We start from the raw sequence: 20,360 nt of genomic DNA, 5'->3' as shown, positions 1-20,360 counted from the left end.
CGAGACGACCCATGGACACCCAACACCTGACCCACATGGCCAACCAGATCGGCAGCTTCTTCGAGGCGATGCCGGATCACCAGGAGGCGCTGGCCGGCATTACCCTGCACATCAAGCGCTTCTGGGAGCCGCGCATGCGCCGCGCGCTGCTGCAGACGCTGCAGCAGGATGCGGCCAACCTTAGCCCCATCGTGCGCGAGGCGCTGCAGGCCGACGACAGCTGGCAGCCGGCCGCGCGCTAGCCCCGCGCTACTGCATCAGCCCGGCCATGCGCCGCGCCAGCTGCTGCGCCAGCCGGCGCTGCCAGCCGGGGCTGTGCGCGTTGCGCAGCACCCGGTCTTCCCAATCGAAACTGCGCAGGATGGCGTTGTAGCCCAGCCAGCGCAGCGGTTCCGGCTCCCACTGCCGCAGCTGTGCCGGCGTGGTGAGCCAGGGAATCTGCAACACGTCGTCTGAGCTGCCGCAGATCAGCGCCGCCATGCAGCGCGCGGCCAGATTGCTGGCGCCGACCCCTTCGCCACCGTAGCCGCCGGCACAGATCACGCCGTTGGCCGCATCGACCACGATCTGCGGCGCAAAGCCGCGCGCCACGCCGAGATTGCCGCCCCAGGCGTGGGTGATGCGCGCCGGTGCCAGCATCGGGAACAGCTCCAGCATCAGCTGCCGGCGCATGGCGATCTCCGCCGCCGTCAGCACGAACGGCGTGCGCAGCCGACCCCGAAAACGGTAGCCGCCGCGCGCGCCAAACACCAGCCGATTGTCGCGGGTACGTTGGCCGTAACTGACCAGCCGGCTCCATTCGCTGAATGCCTGGCCGTGCGCCAGGCCGATCTGATCCCATAGTTGCTGTGGCAGCGGCTCGGTGGCGATCAGCATGCTCTGCACCGCAATCTGCTGGCCGCGCACGCCGGCCACGCCGGCGCTGTAGGCTTCCAGCGCCGGCAGCACCCAGTTCGCCCGCACCCGGCCGTGCGCCGTTTCCGCCTCATGCCGGCGGATGGCGCGCACCGCGCTGTGCTCGTACAAGCGCACCCCCAGCTCCTGCACGCGGCGCGCCAGCGCGCGCACCAGCCTGGCCGGCTGGATGGTGGCGACATGCGGCGAGAACACCGCGCCGTACGGCTGCGCCAGCCGCAGCTGCTGCTGCAGCGCCGCCGGCTCCAGCCAGGCGAAATCCTGCTCGCCGTGGCCATGCGCATGCCAGTGCGCCAGTTGCTGCCGCAGCCAGCCCGCCTGCTCCGGGTAGCGCGCGGCGCAGTACAGCACGCCGCCGTGGCGGAAGTCGCAGTCCAGCCCTTCTTTCGCCAGCACGCGGCCAACCTCGGCCGGGATGTCGCGCAGCAGCGCCAGGCTGGCGTCGCGCGCCGCCGGCGCCAGCCCGGCCAGCAGCCGCTCTTCGCCGGCCAGCTCGCCGATCACCCAGCCGCCGTTGCGGCCGGAGGCGCCGTGACCGGCGCTGTGCGCCTCCAGCACCACGATATCCAGCTGCGGCGCCCGCTGCTTCAGGTAGTAGGCGGTCCACAAGCCGGTAAAGCCGGCGCCGACGATGACCACGTCGGCCGCGGTATCGCCCGCCAGCGGCGGCGCCGGGGCGATGTGCTGCAGTTGCTCCATCCACAAACTGTTGCTGCTTGGCGGCGACATGGCGCGCTCCCCCCTGGTTGACGGCGCAACCCTAGCCGGCGGGCGGCACGCTTGTCGTTGCTGCGGGCACGCAGCGAATCTGCCGCAGGTAGGCCGCCGGCGTCATGCCGGTCTGCTCGCGGAACGCGCGGTAGAACGCCGACAGCGAATTGAAGCCGGCGGCAAACGCCAGCGCGTCGATGCGCGCCGGCGGCGGCTGCGTCGCCAGCTGCGCCAGCAGGTAGTGCACGCGCGCCGCGTTCACGTACTGGTAAAAGCGCCGGCACAGCACCTGGTTCAGCAGGTAGGACAGCTGGTTACGGCTGTAGCCGGTGGCGGCGGCCACCGCCTGCAGATTGCAGTCCGGGTCCAGAAACGGCTGCTGCTGGCGAAAGTAGCTGTCGAGGTCTGCGGCCAACCTGCTCAGCTGCCGCGCCGACAGCCCCAGCCGCGCCAGCGCGCTGCGCGCATCGCCGCTGCCGGCGGCCTGCACCGGCTGCTGCAGGGTGGCGTATTCGTGGATGCGCCACACCCGCCCGTCCCGCACCCGGATCGCCTCGCTGCTGCAAAACAGCGCACGGCCGCCGTGCAGCGCCAGCTGGTACTGGATGAAGGCGGTGTCGCCATCCACGCGGATGCGGTCGACATGCTCCAGCCGCTCGTTGCTGCCGGCCGGCAGCGCCGCCTGCACGTAGTCGCGCAGCTCGGCGCGGCGAAACACCCGGTTCTGCAGGTGGTCGTGGTATTCGATGTCCGGGTGGTAACAGCCGAGGATGGCGTCCAGCTCGCGCCGCTGCCATGCCTGGTGATAGCGCAGCACTACCTGGTAGGTGTCGTCGTTGAAGCCGGGGCTGTCCATGCTGCGCGGTCCTGTCTGCTGTGTCTTGCCTGCTGTGTCTTGTTTGCGCTGCGCACCTGCCCGTCGCGGGCGCGCAGCGCCATGTCGTGCCAGCACGTCGCCGCGGCCGCCCGCGCAGGCAGCGGACGCGGGCGCCTGCCGGCTACAGCGCGCCCTCGGCGCGCAGCACCCGTTCCAGCGCGGCAAAGCACTCCGCGTCGATGGCGCTGTGCAGGTGCTGGCGCATGATGTCCAGTGTCTTGGCCACCGGCGTGGCCGGGTGGTACGGGCGCTCGGCATTGATGGCGTCAAAAATGTCCGCGGTGGTGATGATGCGGGTTTCCAGCGCGATGGCCGCGGCGCCCAGCCCGCGCGGGTAGCCGCTGCCATCCAGCTTTTCGTGGTGCGCGCCGGCCACCCGCGCCAGTTCGGCAAAATGCTCGATGCGCTCGAGGATGGCTTCGGTGTAGCCGGCATGGCGCTGCACCGCCGCCCATTCGTCGGCGTCCAGCTTGCCCGGCTTGTCGAGGATGGTGTTGCTGACCCCCAGCTTGCCCACGTCGTGCAGCAAGGCGGCGCGTTTCAGCCAGCGGCGGCGTGCCGGCGCCATGCCCAGCTCGGCGGCGATGCAGTCGGCGTAATGGCCGACGCGCTGGCTGTGGCCGGCGGTAAACGGGCTCTTGGAATCCACCACCTGGCCAAAGCCTTCGGCGATCTCGTCCATGTAGTCCTCGTCCAGCGGCAGCGCATACTGCGCCGGCTCCAGCGCCAGCACCGCCCGGTCGATGTCGTCGGCCTCCAGCTGCTGCCAGAACGGCGCGCTGGCGCCCAGCTGGATGACCACCGCCACCAGCTGCGGATCGAACCAGCTGCCGGCGCGCCCCTGCACCTCGGCCAGCGCGGCATGGCGGCCGTGGGTGACATGGAACACGTCCAGCACCTGCGCCAGCAGCGCAATGCGCGCCGCCAGCGGAATGTTCTCGCCCAGCAGCCCCAGCGGCCGGCCGGAGCCATCCCAGTGCTCGTCCAGCGCCTGGATGCCGGCGGCGACGTTGTCGTTGAAACGCAGCTGGCGCGCGATGTCGGCACCGCGATGGCAGCGGGTGTTGATCAGCTCGTCGGCCATTTCCTTGCCGTGGCGCAGCACGTTGAGGATGGACTGCGCGCGCTGGCGCCAGCTGCTGGCGTGGGTGCCGGTGTTGCTGAACACGAAGCCCAGCATCTGCGGCAGGCTGGCGCCGACCAGCTTGAAATCCTGTTTGAACTGGCGGTCATCGGTGAGATACAGCTCGCTGATGCGCGCCGCGTTGCTGCTGCAGCCCAGGTCTTTCAGCAGGATGGTGTAGTACAGATCCCACAGCTGCTGCGCCGTCAGCCCCAGTGCCTGGCCGATGTGCATGCCGATCCAGCAGCTGCGGATGCAGTGGCCTTCCGGCTGGCCCTCGGTGATATCCAGCGCGTAGCTGAGCGCGCTGATGAGTTCTGACAGTTTCAGGGTGGTAGCCATGCGCGTCCCGAATGAAATGAGCCGGCCGCCGCGGCCAACGTTGGCCGCACGGCAATGCTGCGCAGGATGCGATAAAAACGGCGGCCGCGATAGCCATTTGCCATCCGCCGCGCGGCGGCTCAGTCGTTGCTCACCGCCAGTTCGTCGAGAAATTTCTCCAGCACCAGGTTGGGCCGCCGCCCCTTGCGCGTGGCCACGGTCAGCGGCACCTGGTAATGCAGCTCGGCCGGGCGGATGGCGCGCAGCCGGCCCTGCGCCACCCAGCTGGCGGCGAAGTGGTCCGGCAGGTAGCCGATGTAGCGCCCGGTGAGGATCAAAAAGGCGATGCCCTCGCGGTCGCTGGCGGTGGCGCTGCCACCCAGCAGCTGCTGGCTCTGCTGCGCCTCCGCCGGCAGGCGGAAGCTCGGCAGCACCGCCGGCGCGGCGGCGATGTCGGCATCGCTGATATCGGCATCGGCGCGCCAGAACAGCGGGTGGCCCTGGCTGCAGTACAGCAGCGAGTGCTCGTCGTACAGCGGGATGTAATCCAGCCCGGCCAGCGGGCTGACCAGCGGCACCACGCCGACGTGCAGCTGGCCGTCCAGCACCCCCAGCTCGATATCGCTAGGCGTCATCATGCCGATATTGATGCGTACCCCCGGCCCCTGCTCGCTCAGCGCACTCAGCGCCTGGGTGATGCGCATGCGCGACTGGGTGACCAGGCTGTTGACGATGCCGATGTTCAGCTCGCCGCGCAGCTGCTGGTGCAGCTGGTTCACCTGGCTGCGGAATGCCTCGATGGCCGCCAGCATGGTCTGGCTGGCGTGCAGCACCTCGCGCCCCTCGTCGGTGAGCGCAAAGCCGGCGCGGCCGCGCTGGCACAGGCGGATGCCGAGGCGCTTTTCCAGATCGCCCATGTGCAGGCTGATCGCCGAGCGGCTGATGCCCAGCACGCTTTCCGCCGCCGAGAAGCCGCCGCACTCGGCCACGGTCTTGAACAGCCGCAGCAGGCGGATATCGAAATCGCTGACCTGGCTCAGGGATGCCTTCTTGCTCATGTTTAACAAACACTCAACTTAACGTGAGAAAGATGTGATTTAACTCACATTTACTCCTGGTGCAAGCTAGCACCATCAACACAGCGCTCACAGGAGCCACGTCATGAACAACTGCAACGACCAATTTGCCGTCAGCGATCTGAATCTCGATGCCCAGTGGATGCCGTTCTCGGCCAACCGCGCGTTCAAGCGTGATCCGCGCATCATCGTGGGCGCCGAGGGCAACTACTTTATCGACGACAAGGGCCGTCGCATCTTCGACAGCCTGTCCGGCCTGTGGACCTGCGGCGCCGGCCACAACCGCCCCGAGATCCAGGAAGCGGTAGCCCGTCAGCTGGGCACCCTGGACTATGCGCCGGGCTTCCAGTACGGCCACCCGCTGGCCTTCCGCCTGGCCGACAAGATCGCCGGCGTGATGCCGGACGGCCTCAACCACGTACTGTTCACCGGCTCCGGCTCCGAATGTGCCGACACCGCGGTGAAGATGGCCAAGGCCTACTGGCGCCTGAAGGGCCAGCCGAGCAAGACCCGCTTCATCGGCCGCGCCCGTGGCTACCACGGCGTGAACATCGCCGGCACCGCGCTGGGCGGCATCGGCGGCAACCGCAAGATGTACGGCCAGCTGATGGACGCCGACCACCTGCCGCACACCCTGCAGCCGGGCATGGCGTTCACCAAGGGCATGGCCGACACCGGCGGCGTGGAGCTGGCCAACGAGCTGCTGAAGCTGATCGAACTGCACGACGCCTCCAACATCGCCGCGGTGATCGTGGAGCCGATGTCCGGTTCCGCCGGCGTGATCGTGCCGCCGCAAGGCTACCTGCAGCGCCTGCGCGAAATTTGTACGCAGCACGGCATCCTGCTGATTTTCGACGAGGTGATCACCGCCTTCGGCCGCATGGGCAAGTGGACCGGCGCCGACTACTTCGGCGTGACCCCGGACATCATCAACACCGCCAAGCAGGTGACCAACGGCGCCATTCCGCTGGGCGCGGTAGTGGCTTCCAGCGAGATCTACAACACCTTCATGCAGCAGGGCACGCCCGAGCACATGATCGAGTTCACCCACGGCTACACCTACTCCGGCCACCCGGTGGCCTGCGCCGCTGGCCTGGCCACCCTGGAGCTGCTGCAGCGCGACCAGCTGATCGAGCAGTCCGCCGCGCTGGCGCCGGTGTTCGAAGAAAAACTGCATGCCCTGCGCGGCAGCAAGCACGTGGTGGACATCCGCAACTGCGGCCTGGCCGGTGCCATCCAGCTGGCCGCCCGCGACGGCGATGCCGCCATCCGCCCGTACGAGGCCGGCATCAAGCTGTGGCAGGCCGGTTTCTACGTGCGCTTCGGTGGCGACACCCTGCAGTTCGGGCCGACCTTCAACACCACTGCGCAGCAGCTGGACACCCTGTTCAACGCCGTTGGCGATGTCCTGAACCAGACCGCCTAAGCGTCCCCTCCCCGCGCGGGGAGACCACCGATTTCTGTATCCGGAGAGTAATGACATGACTACCGTCGCCCATCTGATCAATGGTGAATTCGTCACCAACGTTGGCCGCACCGCCCCGGTGTTCAACCCGTCCCTCGGCGAAGCCGTACGCCAGGTGGCGCTGGCCGACCAGGCCACCATCCAGGCCGCCATCGACGCCGCCAAGGCCGCGTTCCCGGCCTGGCGCAACACCCCGCCGGCCAAGCGCGCGCAGGTGATGTTCCGCTTCAAGCAGCTGCTGGAAGCCAACCGCGACAAGATCGCCGCCATGATCAGCGAAGAGCACGGCAAGACCATCGAGGACGCCATCGGCGAACTGCAGCGCGGCATCGAGAACGTGGAATACGCCTGCGGCGCACCGGAACTGCTGAAGGGCGAATACAACCGCAACGTCGGCCCGAATATCGACAGCTGGTCCGACCACCAGCCGCTGGGCGTGGTGGCCGGCATCACCCCGTTCAACTTCCCGGCCATGGTGCCGCTGTGGATGTACCCGCTGGCCATCGTGTGCGGCAACTGCTTCATCCTCAAGCCGTCCGAGCGCGACCCGAGCTCCACCCTGTTCATCGCCCAGCTGCTGCACGACGCCGGCCTGCCCAAGGGCGTGATCAACGTGGTGCACGGCGACAAGACCGCCGTCGACGCGCTGATCGAGGCGCCGGAAGTGAAGGCGCTGAGCTTCGTCGGCTCCACCCCGATCGCCGAGTACATCTACAGCGAAGGCACCAAGCGCGGCAAACGCGTGCAGGCGCTGGGCGGCGCCAAGAACCACGCGGTGGTGCTGCCGGATGCCGACCTCGACAACACCGTCAACGCGCTGATGGGCGCGGCGTATGGCTCCTGCGGCGAGCGCTGCATGGCGATCTCGGTGGCAGTGGCGGTAGGCGATCAGGTGGCCGACAAGCTGGTGGAAAAACTGCTGCCGAAGATCGCGGCGCTGAAGATCGGTGCCGGCACTTCCTGCGGCCTGGACATGGGCCCGCTGGTCACCGGCGCGGCGCGCGACAAGGTGAAGGGCTATATCGACAGCGGCGTGGCGCAGGGCGCCACGCTGGTGGTGGATGGCCGCACGCTGTCGGTGGCTGGCCACGAGCAGGGCTTCTTCGTCGGCGGCACGCTGTTCGATAACGTGACCCCGGAAATGACCATCTACCAGGAAGAAATCTTCGGCCCGGTGCTGTGCATCGTGCGCGTCGGCAGCCTGGAAGCGGCGATGCAGCTGATCAACGACCACGAGTACGGCAACGGTACCTGCCTGTTCACCCGCGATGGCGAAGCGGCGCGCCTGTTCTGCGACGAAATCGAAGTCGGCATGGTCGGCGTCAACGTGCCGCTGCCGGTGCCGGTGGCCTACCACAGCTTCGGCGGCTGGAAGCGTTCGCTGTTCGGCGACCTGCATGCCTACGGCCCGGACGGCGTGCGCTTCTACACCAAGCGCAAGACCATCACCCAACGTTGGCCGCAACGCGCCAGCCACGAGGCGTCGCAGTTCGCCTTCCCCAGCCTGTAATTGTCTGCGGCGCGCTAGCGCGCCATGAGCAGCAGCAAGGGCCAGCCCGCTACCGGGCTGGCCCTTGTGTTTTGGTGGCGGCCGGAGCGCCAGACTGCGCCCGCGCGGGCCGGTCAACCGGCGGTCGGCAGCCCTTGCTTGCCTTGCTTGCCTTGCTTGCCTTGCTTGCCTTGCTTGCCTTGCTTGCCTTGCTTGCCTTGCAGCCGCGTGATCGACCACAGCAGCAAACGTTGGCCGTAGCCAGTCGCAAGCTAGACAACCTGCGGCCAACTTGGCCGCCCCCGGCTGCGATGCCCCACGCCGAGCCATAACCCGGCCGGTGACCTCAAACCTTGGCCGCAGCCCACCTTGCCGGTTGCAGCCAACTACGCGATCCAGCCGCCAGGTCGTGACCCACGGCCGCAACGGTACTCATCACGGTAAACGTTGGCCGCAGCCCACCTTGCCGGTTGCAGCCAACTACGCGCCCCAGCCGCCAGGTCGTGCCCCACCTCCACAATGGCACTCATCACGGCAAACGTTGGCCGCAGCCCGCGGGCAATCCGTGCCTTTCCACACGCGGGCCGAAACCCCGAGCACCAGCCCCGCGCCATGCCACGGCCCGGCCGGCAGCGGCGCCGGCGGCGTCAAACGTTGGCCGCCACCGCAGGCCGCGGGCGGCCGCTCGCCCACTACTTCGGGCGCCCCCTTGCCGGTATCGCAGGCAGAGCGGCACGCCGCCGCGGCCCAGCGCCGGCACCGATAAAAAAAGGGGCAGCGATTTACGCTGCCCCCAAACTACAACACCCAACGGATACGCCACAAAGCGCCCTGCCACTACTACTACAACCTGTTGCCCGCCTCCGGCGCGCGCTGTTCCTCGGCCATCTTGATGATCTCGCTGGTGGCGCGCGCGGTCTGCAAGGCCAGCTTGCCCACCTCCTCCGCCACCACCGCAAAGCCGCGCCCGGCCTCGCCGGCGCGCGCCGACTCGATGCCGGCGTTCAGCGCCAGCAGATTGGTCTGCTTGGAGATGTCGCGGATCACCGAGGAGAACGACAGGATCTTGCCCATGTTCTCCTCCACCCGTTGCCGCTCGGCCAGCTGCAGCGCCGCCGCCTCCTTCTCGTGCGAGATGTCGCGCAGCGCGCCGGCGGAATGGGTGACCACGCCGTGGCTGTCGCGCACGGTGGCGGCGCGCTCGCGGAACCACACATAGCCGCGATGCTTGGTGCGCATGCGGAATTCCACCGCGTATGGCGCGTCGCGCTGCAGGTGCAGGTCGTAGGCGCGCTGCACCAGCGTCACGTCGTCCGGGTGGATGCACTTGAGCCAGCTCTCCCAGCTGTTGGGAAACTCGTCCTTGTCGAACTGCAGCAGGTTGCGGTACTGCGCCGAGAACTTGATGCGGTTGCGCGCGTGGTTGGGGTCGCCATCCACCACGTAGAACACCCAGAAGCCCTCGGTCAGCGCCTCGGACGCCAGGTTGAACTCGTCGAACTCGGTTTTCATGCCCAGATACAGCTGGTTGAGCTGGAAGTTTTCCAGCCGCGACGCTTCCAGCCGCGCCTGCACATCCTTGAGCTGGTGCTGCAGCTGCGCCAGCTCGTCGCCCTGCGCCGTGGCCTGCTGCCGCCACTGCGCGGCATCCAGCCGCAGCTGCGCCAGTTCCTGCTGTTGCCGCCGCAGTTCGCGCAGCTGGCCCTGCAACTCCTGCAACGCCACGCGCAGCTCGTACGGCAGGCTCTGCTCCGGATGAACGAATGCCTTGTCTGAATCCCGCACCAGATGCTCCAGATAGTCGGTCAGCTGCAACAAGGTCTTGCGGTGTTTGCCTATTCCCAGCATGCGCTTGCTCCTGCCGCCCCGGCCGTGGCCGGGGTGGCGTCCACAACGATTGGTCGGCCCTCAGCGCAAGCGCAGCAGGGTGGATTTCAGCTCGGTGTATTTCTCCAGCGCGTGCAGCGACTTGTCGCGGCCATTGCCGGATTGCTTGAAACCGCCGAACGGGAAGTTCATGTCGCCGCCCTCGTCGTAGCAGTTCACCCACACCGTGCCGGCACGCAGCGCACGGGCGGCGCTGTGCGCGGTGGCCAGATCGGCGGTCCACACCGCGGCGGCCAGGCCATATTCACTGTCGTTGGCAATGGCAATCGCCTCTTCCAGCGTGCCGAAGCTGATCACCGCCAGCACCGGGCCGAAGATCTCCTCGCGCGCCAGCCGCGCCTGCGGCCCGGCCACCTCGAAGATGGTCGGCTGCACATAGTGGCCGCCACTGTCCTGCCGCACCTGCGCGCCGCCATGCAGCAGCCTCCCCTCCTCGCGACCAAGCGCGATGTAGCCCAGCACCCGCTCTAGCTGCTGCCGGTCGATGATGGCGCCCATCGCGGTGGCCGGGTCCAGCGGGTGGCCGGGGGCAAAGCGCTGCGCCGCACTCAACAGCTTGTCGAGAAATACCGCCTTGATATCGCGATGCACCAGCAGGCGCGAGCCGGCGGTACACATCTCGCCCATGTTGTAGAAGATGGCGCTGGCGGCGGCGTTGGCCGCACGGTCCAGGTCCGGGCAGTCCGGCAGGATGATGTTGGGCGACTTGCCGCCCAGCTCCAGCCATACCCGCTTCAGGTTGGACTGGCCGGCATACTGCATGATCAGCTTGCCCACCGCGGTGGAGCCGGTGAACGCCAGGCAGTCCACATCCGGGTGCAGCGCCAGCAGCCGCCCCGGCTCGCCAGCGCCGGGCAGCACGTTGAACACCCCGGCCGGGATGCCGGCCTCCTGCGCCAGTGCCGCGATGCGGATGGCGCTAAGCGGCGACTTTTCCGACGGCTTCAGCAGCACGCTGTTGCCGGCGGCCAGCGCCGGGGCGAATTTCCACGCAGCCATCAGCAGCGGGAAGTTCCACGGCACCACCGCCGCCACCACGCCGATCGGCTCGCGCGTCACCAGCCCCACCAGGTGCTGGTCCGCCGGCGCCACTTCGCCGCCGCTCTTGTCGATGGCCTCGGCAAACCACTCGATACAGTAGGCGGCGCCCGGCACATCCACGCTCAGGGTGTCGGCAATCGGCTTGCCGCTGTCCAGTGTTTCCAGCAGCGCCAGCTCGTGCCGATGCTCGCGGATCAGCGCAGCCCAGCGCAGCAGTACCGCCTTGCGCTGGCGTGGATTAAGGCCGCGCCACACACCGGCCTCGAAGGCGGCGCGGGCGGCGGCCACCGCCGCGTCCACCTCGGCGGCGCCACAGTCGGCCACGGTGGCCAGGGTACGGCCGTCTATCGGGCTGAGACAGGCAAAGCTGCCGCCCGCGGCAGCCTGGCAGTATTCGCCGCCGATAAAGGCCCGGCCTTCTATCGACAGCGCGGCAGCCTGTTGCTGCCAGTAGGCAAAATCGTGTTGCTGCATGGTCACCCCCGGTGCCGGCAGGCGCATGACGGGCCCGCCGGTATGTGTATCTGCGGCCGCCCGATGCGGCCAACGTTTGACGCTAGGCCAGCCCGCGCGCCAGGCGGCGGGCGCGGCAGGCGTCGCCAAAGGCGCGGAAGATGGCGCTGGACAGCGTGTCCTCCGCATGGCGCCACTCCGGATGCCACTGCACGCCGAGGGCGAAAGCCGGCGCATCGCGCACGCTTACCGCCTCCACCAGCCCGTCCGGCGCCACCGCCTCTACCTGCAGCCCGGCGCCGAGGCGATCCAGCCCCTGGCCATGCACCGAATTCACCGTCGCCGCACGCAGGCCGCTGATGGTGGCCAGCACGCCGCCGCCGCTCAACTGGATGCCGTGCGCCGGGCCGTACTGCACCGCCAGCGGCTGCGACTTGTCCTCGCGGTGATCGGCCAGGCCGGCAACCTCATGCACCCGCTGGTGCAGGCTGCCGCCGAAGGCCACGTTCAGCTCCTGAAAGCCGCGGCAGATGGCCAGCAGCGGCACGCCCTGCGCCACCGCGGCGCGCAGCAGCGGCAGCGTGGTGGCATCGCGGGCCGCATCGTGCAGGGTGCCCGGCAGGCTGGGCGCGCCGCCATACAGATGCGGCTCGACATTGGAATAGCTGCCGGTGAACAGCAGCCCGTCGACGGCGGACAGGATGTCGGCCGCGCTCTGGCGCTCGCCCAGCGCCGGCAGCAGCAGCGCCAGGCCCTGGCTGCCGTCGACGATGGCATTGATGTATTTCTCGCCGACCACCTGCGACCAGTGGATACCGGCCAGGGATCGGTCGGCGGTGATGCCGATTACGCTACGGTTTGACATGGTGTGCATCGTAAAAAAAGGGCCGGACCACCGCCGAAAGGGTCGGAACGGACGGCAGCCCGGCCAGAGGAGAAATTCCAGGGCTTGCTACAAATCGAGCGTCAGCGTGGGCGTCCTGGCCCGCGACACGCACAGCATCATCACCTTGCCGCTGGCGCGTTCCTGCTCGGTGAGCAGCATGTCGCGGTGATCCGGCTCGCCGCACAGCACGCGGGTTTCGCACATGCCGCACACCCCCTGCTCGCACGACGACGGCACGCAATGCCCGGCATCGCGCAGCGCATGCAGGATGGACTTGTCCGCCGGTATCGCCAGCTCGCGGCCGCTGCGCGCCAGCACCACCGTCAGCTCGCCGGCCTGGACGTTGGCCGCAGGCGGCGCGGCGGCGAAGCGCTCGATATGCAGCCGCGAGGCCAGCTCCTCGGCCGCGAAGCGCGCCTCCAGCGCATTAAGCAGGCCGGCCGGCCCGCAGCTGTAGGTGTGCATGCCGCTGGCGGCCAGCTTGACGATGGCGTCCAGGTCCAGCATGCCGGCCTCGTCCGCCGGCAGGATGCGTACCTTGTCGTCGCCGTAGGCGGCCAGCTCCGCCACAAAGGCCATCGATTGCCGCGCGCGGCCACCGTACAGCAGCAGCCAGTGGGCGCCGCTGCGCTCCGCCTGCCGGATCATCGGCAACAGCGGGGTGATGCCGATGCCGCCGGCCACGAACAGATAGCTGTCCGCCGCCTGCAGCTCGAAGGCATTGCGCGGCCCGCCGATGGTCAGCCGCTGGCCAACGCGCAGCGCGGTATGCACCTCGCGCGAGCCGCCGCGGCCGGCGGCCTCCAGCAGCACGGCGATACGGTAGCGCCGGCTGTCCTGCGGGTCGCCGCACAGCGAGTACTGCCGCACCGTTGCGGAAGGCAGCACCAAATCGATGTGCGCACCCGGCGTCCACGACGGCAATGGCGACCGATCCGGCGCCTGCAGCTCCAGGGACATCACCCCTTCCGCTTCCAGACGCATGCAGGTGACTTGCACCTCGATTTGTGTGCTGCGCGTGCTCATACCAGTGCCTGCTCTTGCGATGCGGCCGCTGCCTGCGGGCGGTTGCCACGTTCGATGAATTCGCGATAGGCGCGACGGTAGTTCAGCGTGTACAGGTCGGACTGCACCGAGTGCTCGACAAAATTGCCATCCCAGTCGATCTCGCGCGGCACGATGCCGGCGGCCACCGGCAGGTCTTCCCAGTACAGCTCCTTCTCCAGTCGCAGGCACTCTTCCAGGCTTTCACCGCGGTAGTCGCTGGCGTTGGCCACGCCCCAGAAGATCTTCACGTCGTCATAGGCCACCGGGCACGGGAAGCCGGCCACCACGCGGGTGCCGAGCTTGTCGTACTTGTAGGTGATGGCGATGAAGCCCGGCGCCACCATGTGGTAGTGCATCATGCAGTCGCCGTCGGTGGCCCATTCGCCCTGGCAGGCACTGAGCGGGCGATCCATCCACACGTCCAGCCCGTCGCGGCGCACGTTCAGCGGCTCCACCAGCGGCGACATCTGCCCCATCATGCCGCGGTGCACATAGGCAAAGTGCGACACATCGCCAAAGTTCTCGATGGCCACCGCCACGCCGGTGGGCGAATCCAGCGGCTCTGCGGCCAACCATTCCAGCTCCAGGCCATGCCATTCGGCCAGGTCGTACATCTCGAATGCCGGCGCTTCCAGCGTGGTCCACACATGGCCGTAGCGCTCGACACAGGCATGGGTGCGGATGGCGGCGGTGTGCGGAATCTTGCACTGGTCTTCCATCGACGGTACATGCGAGCAGCGCCCGGTGGTGGCGGCAAACTGCCAGCCGTGGTACGGGCAGGCGATGTTCTCGCCCTTGATCTCGCCCTGCGCCAGATTGGCGCCGCGATGCGGGCAGCGGCTTTCCTGCACCACCGCCTTGCCGGAGGCGGTGCGGTACACCACCAGTTTCTCGCCCAGCAGCGTGGCCGCCAGCGGCTTGTCCTGCAGATCCACCGAGCGGGCCACCGGGAACCACTGGCGGCGCATGGCCTGTTCGGCCTGCTGACGCAGCGTAGTCTGTGTCGTCATGATGCTTCTCCTCTGTTGTGACTTAGATGCCGACCATCAGCGCCCCGCCATTGACGGGAATCACCTGGCCGGTGATGAACGCCGCCTGGTCCGAGGCCAGGAAGGCCACGGCGGCAGCGATTTCTTCCGGATGGGCAAGGCGGCCAAGCGGGATGTTGGCGCACTCGTCCGCGATGTATTCGTCCGGCACCATGCGGGTGAGGATGGCGCCCGGGGTCACGGCATTGACCAGAATCCCCTCGCGCACGAACTCCTTGGCCATGGTCTTCATCAGCCCCAATTGGGCGGCCTTGGCCACCATGTAGCCGTAGGAGTGGCCGTCCGGCACCTGCCCCCACTGCGAGCTGATGAAGATCACGCGCGCGGCGCGGCTGGCGCGCAGCCAGGGCAGCGCGGCGCGGGTGAGGTACATCGGCGCGTGCACGTTGATCTGCAGCAGGCGGTCGAAATTGGCTTCGTCGGTGTTTTCCAGCCCGGTCATCGAGTAGATCAGCCCGGCGTTGTGCACCAGGATGTCGATGCCGCCCAGCAGCTCGACGCTGCGGGCAATCGCCTGCTCGGCCAGCGCGCGCTGGGTGATGTCGGCGGTAATGGCGATGCTGCGGCCACCGGCCTGCTCGATTTCGGCGGCGGTGTGGTTGGCCGCATCGGCATCGATGTCCAGCACCACCACCGCGGCGCCCAGGCTGGCCAGCAGGCGGGCATGGGCGCGGCCGGCACCACGGCCGGCGCCGGTGACCAGCGCCACGCGGCCATGCAGCCGGCTGGCATCGGCCGACAGCGTCAGCACGGATTTCGGCGCGGCGCGCGCGGCGGGGTTGTTAGCGGTTTGTGACATGGTGGGTTCCTGAATGAAAGTGGCCGGCACGGGCATCGGCCAGGCGGACTGCCCGTGCCGGGTGATCCGTGCTTAGGCGCCGGCCTTGTGCGGCTCGGTGACGTAGAGCATGTTGCCGTCCGGGTCGAACATCGGGCGGTAGCGGTACCAGGTGCCGCTGGGGTGCTGCCACTCGATCGGCGCGCCGGTCACCCACTCCACCTTGCCGGCCAGCGCCGCCATGGCGTCGTCCAGGCTTGCCACCTCGAAGGCGAAGGAGTCGAAACCCGGCTTGTCCTTCAGGTTCACCGCCGTGCGGCGCGCCACCGGGGTGTCGTCCTCGGTGTGGAAGATGTAGAGGGTGACATTGCCCATCTCGATGGCTGCCCAGCGCTCTTCCGGCTGGTAGGGCAGGTAGAAACCCAGGCCCAGCGTGCCGTGGTAGAAGTCCACCAGCCGCTGCACGTTGTGGGTCAGAATGTCCATGTTGTCTAAACGCTTGAGCTTCAACACGATGTAACTCCTTGGGTGGTGGGGGTAATCAGACGGCGCCGAACAGCTGCGCATGGCGGCAGGGGCCGCCGCGCAGCGCCTGCAAGGTGCCGTTTTTAACGTCGAGCAGGATGCTGGCCAGGGTGGCGTACTGCCCTGCTTCCGGCAGGCTGCTGTCCGGGTGGCAGCACACGGCGCCAGTGCTGCCCAGGTGGCTGCTCATCGCCGCCAGGATGTCGCCGGCGCGCAGGCCGGGGCGGCCCCGCAGGCGGCGCAGCAGCTGGTCGTAGCGCACCAGGGTGTCCGGGTATTGCGCCGGCTCGGTGTCGAACTGGCAGGCCGGGCTGGAAAGAAAATGGTTGGTATGCACCAGCAGGCCGTCCTCGTGCGGGAACACCAGCCCCGGCCCGCCCGGGTGCAGTTCCACCGATACCGCCGTGCTGGCGTTGTCGGCGGAGGCCACCAGCGTCAGCGATGACGAGGCGGAAACGTTGGCCGCAGACAGCAGCTGCAGCGCCTGGTTGACGTCGCGCTGGGTGTCCAGCAGCCAGCGCGCGGCCACATGCACCGGCACGCCGATGCGCTGGCCGTCGTGGCGGTGGTGCAGGATGTTGAAATGCAGGCCCAGCCCGCGACTGTTGACGCCGGCCTTGCCGACGATGCCGAACTCGGTGACGGTGGTGGTGTGGCTGCCATCGGCATGCGGGATCTCCCACACCAGCCACTGCTCGGCAAAATCGGCGTACCAGTCCCAGGTCTGCACCGTGACCGGCGCATCGCTGAACGGGTCGATCTTCACCACGGTGGAACACTCGCCGCGCAGCTGGGCGCCCAGCAGCGCCAGGATCTCGGTGCGCGCGTTGATGGCACCGATCAGGCGCGCATCCAGCCCGGCGCCCTCGGCCATGCCGAGGATTTCCCGGTGCAGCGGCGGCGCAAAGGCGGCGATGGCGTCCAGTGCCTGTGCGCCCAGCGCCAGCAGGTCCACCTCGCGGCCGGCAACCCGGTCGAACAGCGCCTGGTAGCACAGCACGCTGCCGCGGATTTTGGCGGCGTACTGCTGGCCGAATTCCTGGCCGCGCGCCTGCGGCTCGGTACAGCTGGAGCGGAAGCGGATGCTCATTTCGCCTCCCGCTGCAGTTGCGGCGCCACATGCGCCGCCACCTCGTCCAGGCGGGCAAACCACACGTCGCCGTCGGCCACCAGGCGCTCGACGAAACGTTCCAGCTGCTCGAAGCGCGCACCGCGGCCGATCACTTCCGGATGCATGGTGAAGCTGGTATGGCGGCCATCGCGGCGGGCGGAGGCGTATTCGGCCAGCCAGCTGTCCACCAGGGTGCGCGGGTGGGTGAAGTTGCCGCCGTTGTCGATGCTCCAGCCGAACATCGGGTAATCATCCAGCGACCAGTGCACCGGGATCTCCAGAATGGAGCGGCCATTCCACTGCTCGTAGTACGGGCGGTCGTCGCCCATGCAGCTGGAGTCGTAGGCAAAGCCGTGCGCCAGCAACAGCTCGAAGGTTTCCGGGGTCAGCTCCCAGGACGAAGAGCGGTAGCCGGCCGGCTTGGGGGCGCCGGCACGCTGCAACGCAGCCAGGCCGCGCTCGATCTCCTCGGTCTGCGCCTCGGGCGAGGCCTTGTCGCTGCGCAGGTGCATATGGCCGTGATGGCCGATCTCGTGACCATCGCGCAGCAGCAGCTCCACCACGCCCGGATGCTGCTCGGCGGTGTAGCCCGGCACGAAGAAGGTGGCGCGGATGTCATGGCGGCGCAGCAGCGCCAGGATGCGCGGCACACCGCGCACCACGCCGAAGCGGCCCTCGGACAGGCTGGTCAGGCGGCGGGCATAGCTCGGGCTTTCGCCCAGGTAACCGGCTTCGGCATCGACATCGAAGGTCAGCGACACCGCAGTGGACTTCTGCTGCGGCCACTGCGGGTGGGTGGTGTGTGGTTTCGTCATTTTCTGTCTCGCTCTCGATAACAGGCCTGCGTGATGGCAGCGCTAGTGCACCGGCCGCCACGGCAGGCCGTGGCCAAACATGCGGCGGCCAAGCCCGGGAGCCGGCGGTGCGATTTGCGCATTGCGCAGTTCGCTCCACTTTTGGCTGCGCAGCAGTAAAACCCCTGCTGCACGCCCCGCCCGGCTGGGCCCGGCCTGCCGCCATGACCGGTGCTGCTTTGCCGCCTTGCGGCGTGGCCATGTGGTGATTTGATAATAAACACAGCCGATGCGCTTATCTACGTTTTTTTTATTTTTATTTGCGCATTGCGCATTTGAAATGAAGATTTTTTGACTTATGCGCAACAAGACACACGCTGCGCCACGCAAAACCTGCCGGCTGCAGCGCTGGCAGCACAATGGCAAGAACAATGGGGTGTTGATCGACTGCATGCGCAACAAATCACAATAGAAGGCGCGCAACGCGCAGCAGGCGTGCAGAGCGGCAACGCGGAGTGAGCGCCGGCACAACGGGAGGCGTACCGGCGGCAGGCGGGAGAACAAACCAGCGCCAGCTGGCGGGCGGCAGCGGCGACCAGCAGCTAGACGAAGCGGGGCGTAACGTTGGCCGCAAGCCAGCCCGCCCGCCCGCAGCGACAGCCACGGGAGCATGAAAAAAGGGACGCTGCCGCGCGGCCAGCGTCCCTCGGTTGCCCGCCTGGCGGCGGCAAATGCTAGTTAGCCGATCACGGTGAGCTTGGCCGAGATCCACACCACCGCCACCGCCAGCAGCAGCGCCAGATACGGCAGCACGCCGGCACGCGCATGCGGCAGGTCGATGTCGCGACGCATGGACTCCGGAAACTGGCCCTTGTCCTGCCAGTAGTGGCGGTAGATGAACACCGGCACGATCAGGAAGGTGGCGATCAGGCCATTGCGCAGGGTGTTTTCACCCTGGAAGTTGGCGCCGGCGCCAACGAACACCAGGTCGATGAAGCCGCACAGCGCCCCCAGCCCCAGCAGCCAGTTGGCGCACTTGTACGGGCGCGGCCAGTCCGGGCGATCCAGGCGGTGAATCCAGCCGGACTGCAGGTTGAGGAATACGAAGATCATGTAGCAGACGTTGGATACCGCCAGCACCGACATGTAGTTGGACATCAGCAGCAGGAACACGTTGAAACCGAGGTCGGTCCACATCGCGCGCGTCGGCGCGCCATGCTGGTTGACGTGCGACAGGTACTTGGGCAGCCAGCCGTCCACCGATGCCTGGTACAGCGTGCGCGACGAGCCCATCATCGAGGTCATCACCACCAGCAGCACCGACAGCACCAGCATGGCCACAATCACGTTGAACACCACCGCCCCGCCGCCGACGAACTTGGCCATGGCGGCGCCGACGCCGGAACCGTCGATGATGCTGGGCGCCAGCATGCCCTCCAGCCCCAGGTGGCCCTGAAAGGCGATCGGCACCACGATGAACATGAACAGGCACAGCAGGCCGGAGGCAAAAATGGCGCGGAAGGTGTCTTTCTGCGGGTCCTTGAATTCGCGGGTGTAGCACACCGCGGTTTCGAAGGCGAAAGTGGACCAGCAGGCCAGGAACATCGCCCCCAGCGCGGTGCTGATGCCGGCGGCGTTCCAGCTGCCCATCACCGCGGCGCCGGAAGCGTCGTGCGCCAGCGGCAGCAGCGGCAGGAAGCGGCTGGACGGCATGTCGTCGGTGAACAGCGGCACCAGCGAGATGATCAGCAGCGGCGCCAGCGAGGCGATACCGAGGATGCGCTGGGTCTTGGCCGCGGCGGAGGCGCCGCTGTGCTGCAGCTTGAAGGTAATCAGCAGAAAGACCAGTGCCAGCACGAAGGTGGCGTTCACCCGCAAGGTGAGATCCTTGCTGATGAAGCCCAGGTCCAGCAGGGTGAGCTGCCAGCTGTTGATCGCCGAGTCGGCCGGAAACAGGCTGCTGAGCGTGTAGCCCGCCGCCAGGCTGGTGCCCAGCGCCAGCATTGGCGACCACGCCAGCCAGTTGCACCATACCGATACCGGCGCCACGAACTTGCTGTAGCGCACCCAGCCCAGCGCACCGTATACCGACGCGCCGCCCGATTTGTGCGGGTACAGCCCGGAGATCTCGGCATAGGTAAAGCACTGGGCAAAGCCGATGGCAATGGCCAGCAGCCAGATAAACCAGGCCGGCTGGCCGATGGTGGCGGCCACACCGCCAATCACGAACAACACTCCGGCCGGCACGCCGCTGGTCACCCAGAAAGCGTCTTTCCAGGTCAGGCTGCGGTGCAGGTCATGGCCTTGCGATGCGGCGTGCTCCGGCACGCCGGCTGCAGTGGGCGGCAGCAGTTCTTGTTGCAAACTCACGATAGATCTCCTTTATCACCAGAATACGTGTTCCACACTGGTTGCGCGCTATTTCATGTACCGCCCGGTACGGCGCTGCGCCGGGCGGGTGCTGCCATGCGGCAGCGTTGTTGTTGTGCTGGCAAGCCGTGGCTTGCCCTCCTTTGCCGGTGGTCACTGCTACGGGCATCACCCGCACCGCGCTGACTGCCGGAAACATTCCCTGCTGCTGATGTGCCGAACGGGCCGTCTGGCTGCCTGTTGCCAGGCGACAAGCCTGCCGGCCACTCGTTATCCCTCCCCTGGCCTGTGGCGTGCGGTTGTTGTCGACGCTTCGATAATAGCCACACACTTTGCGCTTAATCATTTTTTTATTTGTTTTTTCTGCGCATTGCGTATCAAAAAAACATCACAACCAATCCATGCGCAATTGTTGTGCGCAAAACATTACGCATGACAAAAG

At 67.6% G+C, this 20,360-nt stretch carries 18 protein-coding genes; 3 read left to right on the top strand and 15 right to left on the bottom strand.

Annotated elements, in window-relative coordinates; genetic code table 11:
• Positions 1 to 11: 11 nt before the first annotated feature.
• Positions 12 to 242, top strand: coding sequence for a formate dehydrogenase subunit delta (locus ACFOLG_RS11405; RefSeq protein WP_386091825.1), 231 nt, complete (start codon positions 12 to 14; stop codon positions 240 to 242).
• A gap of 7 nt (positions 243 to 249) precedes the next feature.
• Here the strand turns inward: ACFOLG_RS11405 and ACFOLG_RS11400 are convergent, their stop codons facing one another.
• The 4 genes from ACFOLG_RS11400 to ACFOLG_RS11385 form a co-directional block, all read right to left on the bottom strand.
• Entirely contained in the window at positions 250 to 1,644 is a 1,395-nt protein-coding gene (locus ACFOLG_RS11400) for an NAD(P)/FAD-dependent oxidoreductase (protein ID WP_386091824.1), read from the bottom strand.
• 31 nt (positions 1,645 to 1,675) lie between these two features.
• Complete coding sequence (locus ACFOLG_RS11395) at positions 1,676 to 2,482, bottom strand: AraC family transcriptional regulator (RefSeq protein ID WP_386091822.1); 807 nt, start codon at positions 2,480 to 2,482, stop codon at positions 1,676 to 1,678.
• Positions 2,483 to 2,624: 142 nt separating this feature from the next.
• Positions 2,625 to 3,968: an HD-GYP domain-containing protein gene (locus ACFOLG_RS11390; protein ID WP_386091821.1), complete on the bottom strand. Its 1,344-nt coding sequence runs from the start codon at positions 3,966 to 3,968 to the stop codon at positions 2,625 to 2,627.
• 119 nt (positions 3,969 to 4,087) lie between these two features.
• Entirely contained in the window at positions 4,088 to 5,005 is a 918-nt protein-coding gene (locus ACFOLG_RS11385; RefSeq protein ID WP_386091819.1) for a LysR family transcriptional regulator, read from the bottom strand.
• 103 nt (positions 5,006 to 5,108) lie between these two features.
• Between ACFOLG_RS11385 and ACFOLG_RS11380 the strand changes: the two genes are divergently transcribed.
• Both ACFOLG_RS11380 and ACFOLG_RS11375 read left to right on the top strand, forming a co-directional pair.
• On the top strand, positions 5,109 to 6,449 hold the full coding sequence (locus ACFOLG_RS11380; RefSeq protein WP_386091817.1) for an aspartate aminotransferase family protein: 1,341 nt from the start codon (positions 5,109 to 5,111) through the stop codon (positions 6,447 to 6,449).
• Between the two features lie 55 nt (positions 6,450 to 6,504).
• Positions 6,505 to 7,998, top strand: a complete 1,494-nt coding sequence (locus tag ACFOLG_RS11375) for a CoA-acylating methylmalonate-semialdehyde dehydrogenase (protein ID WP_386091816.1) — start codon at positions 6,505 to 6,507, stop codon at positions 7,996 to 7,998.
• Between the two features lie 822 nt (positions 7,999 to 8,820).
• On the opposite strand, the gene ACFOLG_RS11370 is transcribed toward ACFOLG_RS11375, so the two are convergent.
• The 11 genes from ACFOLG_RS11370 to ACFOLG_RS11320 form a co-directional block, all read right to left on the bottom strand.
• Positions 8,821 to 9,825 carry a methyl-accepting chemotaxis protein gene (locus ACFOLG_RS11370; RefSeq protein ID WP_386091814.1) on the bottom strand — a complete coding sequence of 335 codons (1,005 nt, stop codon included), beginning with the start codon at positions 9,823 to 9,825 and terminating at the stop codon, positions 8,821 to 8,823.
• 60 nt (positions 9,826 to 9,885) lie between these two features.
• A complete protein-coding gene (locus ACFOLG_RS11365; RefSeq protein ID WP_386091812.1) occupies positions 9,886 to 11,379 on the bottom strand; it encodes an aldehyde dehydrogenase in 1,494 nt (497 codons plus the stop codon).
• 82 nt (positions 11,380 to 11,461) lie between these two features.
• A complete protein-coding gene (locus ACFOLG_RS11360; RefSeq protein ID WP_386091810.1) occupies positions 11,462 to 12,223 on the bottom strand; it encodes a gamma-glutamyl-gamma-aminobutyrate hydrolase family protein in 762 nt (253 codons plus the stop codon).
• A gap of 87 nt (positions 12,224 to 12,310) precedes the next feature.
• Entirely contained in the window at positions 12,311 to 13,270 is a 960-nt protein-coding gene (locus ACFOLG_RS11355) for a PDR/VanB family oxidoreductase (RefSeq protein ID WP_386091807.1), read from the bottom strand.
• Positions 13,267 to 14,301, bottom strand: a complete 1,035-nt coding sequence (locus ACFOLG_RS11350) for a Rieske 2Fe-2S domain-containing protein (RefSeq protein WP_386091805.1) — start codon at positions 14,299 to 14,301, stop codon at positions 13,267 to 13,269. The genes ACFOLG_RS11355 and ACFOLG_RS11350 overlap by 4 nt, the downstream gene beginning before the upstream one ends.
• Before the next feature lie 22 nt (positions 14,302 to 14,323).
• Entirely contained in the window at positions 14,324 to 15,139 is an 816-nt protein-coding gene (locus ACFOLG_RS11345) for an SDR family NAD(P)-dependent oxidoreductase (RefSeq protein WP_386091803.1), read from the bottom strand.
• Between the two features lie 72 nt (positions 15,140 to 15,211).
• Positions 15,212 to 15,631 (bottom strand): VOC family protein, encoded by a 420-nt coding sequence (locus ACFOLG_RS11340; protein ID WP_386091802.1) that lies wholly within the window; start codon positions 15,629 to 15,631, stop codon positions 15,212 to 15,214.
• 28 nt (positions 15,632 to 15,659) lie between these two features.
• Complete coding sequence (locus ACFOLG_RS11335; RefSeq protein ID WP_386091800.1) at positions 15,660 to 16,733, bottom strand: C45 family autoproteolytic acyltransferase/hydolase; 1,074 nt, start codon at positions 16,731 to 16,733, stop codon at positions 15,660 to 15,662.
• Positions 16,730 to 17,569 carry a polysaccharide deacetylase family protein gene (locus tag ACFOLG_RS11330; protein ID WP_386091798.1) on the bottom strand — a complete coding sequence of 280 codons (840 nt, stop codon included), beginning with the start codon at positions 17,567 to 17,569 and terminating at the stop codon, positions 16,730 to 16,732. Before ACFOLG_RS11330 ends, ACFOLG_RS11335 begins: the two co-directional genes overlap by 4 nt.
• A gap of 42 nt (positions 17,570 to 17,611) precedes the next feature.
• Complete coding sequence (locus ACFOLG_RS11325; RefSeq protein ID WP_386091796.1) at positions 17,612 to 18,001, bottom strand: hypothetical protein; 390 nt, start codon at positions 17,999 to 18,001, stop codon at positions 17,612 to 17,614.
• A gap of 285 nt (positions 18,002 to 18,286) precedes the next feature.
• Entirely contained in the window at positions 18,287 to 19,918 is a 1,632-nt protein-coding gene (locus tag ACFOLG_RS11320) for an APC family permease (RefSeq protein ID WP_386091794.1), read from the bottom strand.
• Positions 19,919 to 20,360 lie beyond the last annotated feature (442 nt).

The sequence above is a fragment of the Vogesella facilis genome (genome assembly GCF_042648525.1).
GTDB classification, from domain to species: domain Bacteria; phylum Pseudomonadota; class Gammaproteobacteria; order Burkholderiales; family Chromobacteriaceae; genus Vogesella; species Vogesella facilis.
The sequence above is the reverse complement of the archived record's forward strand: the minus strand, read 5'-3'. Positions and strand labels throughout refer to the sequence as shown.

Bases quoted from the DNA above. Each gene is read 5' to 3' on its own strand.
- ACFOLG_RS11345 (WP_386091803.1), bottom strand. From the start codon at position 15,139: ATGTCACAAACCGCTAACAACCCCGCCGCGCGCGCCGCGCCGAAATCC.
- ACFOLG_RS11365 (WP_386091812.1), bottom strand. From the start codon at position 11,379: ATGCAGCAACACGATTTTGCCTACTGGCAGCAACAGGCTGCCGCGCTG.
- ACFOLG_RS11405 (WP_386091825.1), top strand. From the start codon at position 12: ATGGACACCCAACACCTGACCCACATGGCCAACCAGATCGGCAGCTTC.
- ACFOLG_RS11360 (WP_386091810.1), bottom strand. From the start codon at position 12,223: ATGTCAAACCGTAGCGTAATCGGCATCACCGCCGACCGATCCCTGGCC.
- ACFOLG_RS11330 (WP_386091798.1), bottom strand. From the start codon at position 17,569: ATGACGAAACCACACACCACCCACCCGCAGTGGCCGCAGCAGAAGTCC.
- ACFOLG_RS11375 (WP_386091816.1), top strand. From the start codon at position 6,505: ATGACTACCGTCGCCCATCTGATCAATGGTGAATTCGTCACCAACGTT.
- ACFOLG_RS11380 (WP_386091817.1), top strand. From the start codon at position 5,109: ATGAACAACTGCAACGACCAATTTGCCGTCAGCGATCTGAATCTCGAT.
- ACFOLG_RS11325 (WP_386091796.1), bottom strand. From the start codon at position 18,001: ATGCAGTCGATCAACACCCCATTGTTCTTGCCATTGTGCTGCCAGCGC.
- ACFOLG_RS11335 (WP_386091800.1), bottom strand. From the start codon at position 16,733: ATGAGCATCCGCTTCCGCTCCAGCTGTACCGAGCCGCAGGCGCGCGGC.
- ACFOLG_RS11370 (WP_386091814.1), bottom strand. From the start codon at position 9,825: ATGCTGGGAATAGGCAAACACCGCAAGACCTTGTTGCAGCTGACCGAC.
- ACFOLG_RS11350 (WP_386091805.1), bottom strand. From the start codon at position 14,301: ATGACGACACAGACTACGCTGCGTCAGCAGGCCGAACAGGCCATGCGC.
- ACFOLG_RS11385 (WP_386091819.1), bottom strand. From the start codon at position 5,005: ATGAGCAAGAAGGCATCCCTGAGCCAGGTCAGCGATTTCGATATCCGC.
- ACFOLG_RS11390 (WP_386091821.1), bottom strand. From the start codon at position 3,968: ATGGCTACCACCCTGAAACTGTCAGAACTCATCAGCGCGCTCAGCTAC.
- ACFOLG_RS11355 (WP_386091807.1), bottom strand. From the start codon at position 13,270: ATGAGCACGCGCAGCACACAAATCGAGGTGCAAGTCACCTGCATGCGT.
- ACFOLG_RS11395 (WP_386091822.1), bottom strand. From the start codon at position 2,482: ATGGACAGCCCCGGCTTCAACGACGACACCTACCAGGTAGTGCTGCGC.
- ACFOLG_RS11400 (WP_386091824.1), bottom strand. From the start codon at position 1,644: ATGTCGCCGCCAAGCAGCAACAGTTTGTGGATGGAGCAACTGCAGCAC.